Source organism: Micromonospora sp. M51 (assembly GCF_018070305.1).
Taxonomy (GTDB): domain Bacteria; phylum Actinomycetota; class Actinomycetes; order Mycobacteriales; family Micromonosporaceae; genus Micromonospora; species Micromonospora parva.
The window spans coordinates 1-2,629 of sequence record NZ_JAGPXZ010000807.1; the positions used below are offsets into that span (position 1 = coordinate 1).

Consider the following 2,629-nt stretch of genomic DNA (forward strand, 5'->3'; position numbering starts at 1 on the left):
ACCTTCACCACCGCCACCCTGCCCGAGCCGGTGGACGCCCGGGTGCGGATCCACCCGGTGGCGGCGCGGCTGGCGGCGGCGATGCGGTTCTCCGGGCGGTGGACGGAGCAGGCGTTCAGTCAGCGGGCGACAATGCTCGGCCGGTCGGTGACCGCGGCCGGGCTGCAACCCACCGGTGCCATCCGGTACGCGCGTTTCGACAGGCCGTGGAAGCCGTGGTTCCTGCGCCGCAACGAGGTCGTGCTGCCGGTCGTGGAGTGAGCTATCGGAGCTGCCGGCGGTCGTCGATGCTCGGTCGGGCCAGCAGCACCGCCATTCCCAGCCCGGCGAGCAGCCCGGCCAGTGAGACCAGCAGATCGGAGTCGGCGGCGTTGATCGGGCTGTTGCCGGCCAACGAGGTGAACGCCGCGCCGATCGGCAGCGCGATCATCATGGGGACGGCAGTGGCCACCAGAAACACGACCGGGCCCACCAACGCGAGGAGAGCCGCCACCCCGTGATGCCACCAGACCGGCCGGCCGCCCGGCCAGTCCCAGGCCAGCAGGGTGACCCCGGTGAGCAGCACCGCACCGAGCGCGGCCACCGGCAGCAGGCGGGAGCCGGGCGCGACGGCACGAACCAGCCCCACCCCGAGCAGGGCGGCCCCCGAGACGCCGGCCGCCAACGCGACGCGGGCCCGGGTCCGCGCCGGAGCCGCCGCCAGCCCGGCGCCGACCGCGACGGCCACCAGCAGCGCCGCCGTGGCCAGGGCGCCCTGGTTCAGCTCCGGCTCCCGGTCGGTCGGTGACTCCATCGCGGCGGCCACCAGCGTCAGCACCCCGGCCACGCAGGCCGCGCCGGTCAGCACCCGCCGGTCGGTGGCCGCAGGCGCGCCGCGCTCCCGCTGTGGCCGGCCAGGCTCGCGTGCCGAGGACGTGCGGCGCTCCCACCACAGCGGAACCGCCGCCACCCCGCCGAGCACGGCGCAACCGCCGACGGCGAGCAGCACCGTCGCGTCGACGCCGATCGGGTCGGCCCGGTCGATCGCCACGTCGGCGGCGACCCAGCAGCCACCCAGCAGCACCGCCGGGCCGCCCCACCGCTGCTGACCGCGCCCGGCCAGCACCAACCCGAGCGACACCGCCATGATCGCCATGAACCGCAGGTCGCGCGCCCAGTAGGCGTTGTTGCCCGGCAGGCGCTCCGACCACGGGCCGAGCGGCTCGGTCAGCGGTTGCCACCTGGTCATGCCGTACGCCCAGAGCAGCACGGCGACGGCGGAGAGGAACAGCCCGACCGGGCGCGCGGATCGCATCCATGGACGGTAACGGCCGGCTGGGCTCCGCGGGGGGCGCGGTCATCCGCCGACCGGTGACCGGGCGGGACGGTGACGCAGCAACCGCCACGTCGGCAGCACACTCGACAGCACCGCGAGCAGCAGACACAACCCCACCACCCCGGCGACCACCGGCCACGGCACCATCAGGTCGACAGGGGCACCGACCTGCTCGGCGAGGCCGGCACGGACGCTGAGCAGGCCGACGAACGCGACAGCCCCACCCAGCAGGGCGCCGATCAGCACCACCAGTGCGGACTCGGCGGTGACCAGCCAGATGACCTGCCGTCGGGTCGCCCCGGCCATCCGGATCAGCCGCAGGTCGGCGGCGCGGCCGGCGGCGGCCAGCAACAGCGTGTTGGCCACCGCGATGGCACCGTAACCGGCCGACACCCCGATCAGCAGCAGTGTGAAGAGCCAGACGAGGCGGTCCTCGGCGGCGTCCGCCTCGGCCGCCCAAGCCGGGACGTCGAGGATCCGCGCGCCGACGGGCGGATCGATCCGGTCCCGGAGGTACACGGTGGAGGTCAGCGCCGACGGGTCGTGCGCCCGCACCACGGCCCGGGGTACGAGCAGGTCGCCGGGGATCGAGGTGTCGGTGACCACGGCGACGACGCGCAACGACACCGACGTCCCGTCGGCGAAGACCACCGGGTACGGCTCGGACGGCAGCAGGTTCGCCGACGCGGTGACCACCACGGTGTCGGCGCCCGTCAGGTCGTCCAGCGAGCCGGCGACGACGGTGAGTACCCGGTTCGCGGCGGCGAAGCCCTCCGGCTCCACGCCCAGCGCCGTCAGCGGCCGGTCCTTCGGCGGCGTCGCGGGGTCGGTGCGGTAGACGGTGGTGGGCAGGAGCGCGGTGCCGCCGGTCGCGGCGACGGCCCGGTCGGACAGGCCGGGCGCACGGTCCGGCACGACGATCCAGCCGGCGTTCACGTTGTCCGCCCGACCGGCCGCGTACGCGGCGCTGGTGGTGCGCACCATCCCGGAGACCAGCACCGCGAACGCGACGGTGAGCAGCACCGGAGCGGCGATGGCGGCGGTCCGCCGGGTCGCTGTCAACGCCCCGCCCCGGACCAGCATCCCGATCGCACCACCGGGGCGACGCACCGGGGAACGCAGCAGCCGCACCAGCGGCCCGACCACCACCGGGGCGAGCACTGTGGCACCGGCCACCAGGGCCATCACCGCGTAGAGCGCGTACTGCGCCGCCACCCGAGCCTCGTCGGCGGTTGCCGTGCCGACACTGAGCGCCACCCCCGTCGCGAGGAGCAACGTCCCCGTGGCGGCGCGCAGCCGGCCGATCGGCCGCTG

Annotated in this window: 3 protein-coding genes; 1 reads left to right on the forward strand and 2 read right to left on the reverse strand. The window is 75.4% G+C overall.

Annotation, left to right across the window (positions count from 1 at the left end; all coding sequences use genetic code 11):
• Positions 1 to 261, forward strand: a 261-nt coding sequence (locus KBX53_RS29095; RefSeq protein ID WP_210862792.1) for a heme-binding protein, incomplete at its 5' end; no start/stop codon positions are given.
• Between the two features lies 1 nt (position 262).
• Here the strand turns inward: KBX53_RS29095 and KBX53_RS29100 are convergent.
• Positions 263 to 1,294, reverse strand: a complete 1,032-nt coding sequence (locus KBX53_RS29100) for a hypothetical protein (RefSeq protein ID WP_210862794.1) — start codon at positions 1,292 to 1,294, stop codon at positions 263 to 265.
• A 42-nt stretch (positions 1,295 to 1,336) separates the two neighbouring features.
• The coding region (locus KBX53_RS29105) for an ABC transporter permease (RefSeq protein ID WP_210862796.1) at positions 1,337 to 2,629 on the reverse strand (1,293 nt) is incomplete at its 5' end.

Coding starts and splice junctions, on each gene's coding strand:
- KBX53_RS29100 (WP_210862794.1), bottom strand. CDS start 1,294: ATGCGATCCGCGCGCCCGGTCGGGCTGTTCCTCTCCGCCGTCGCCGTG.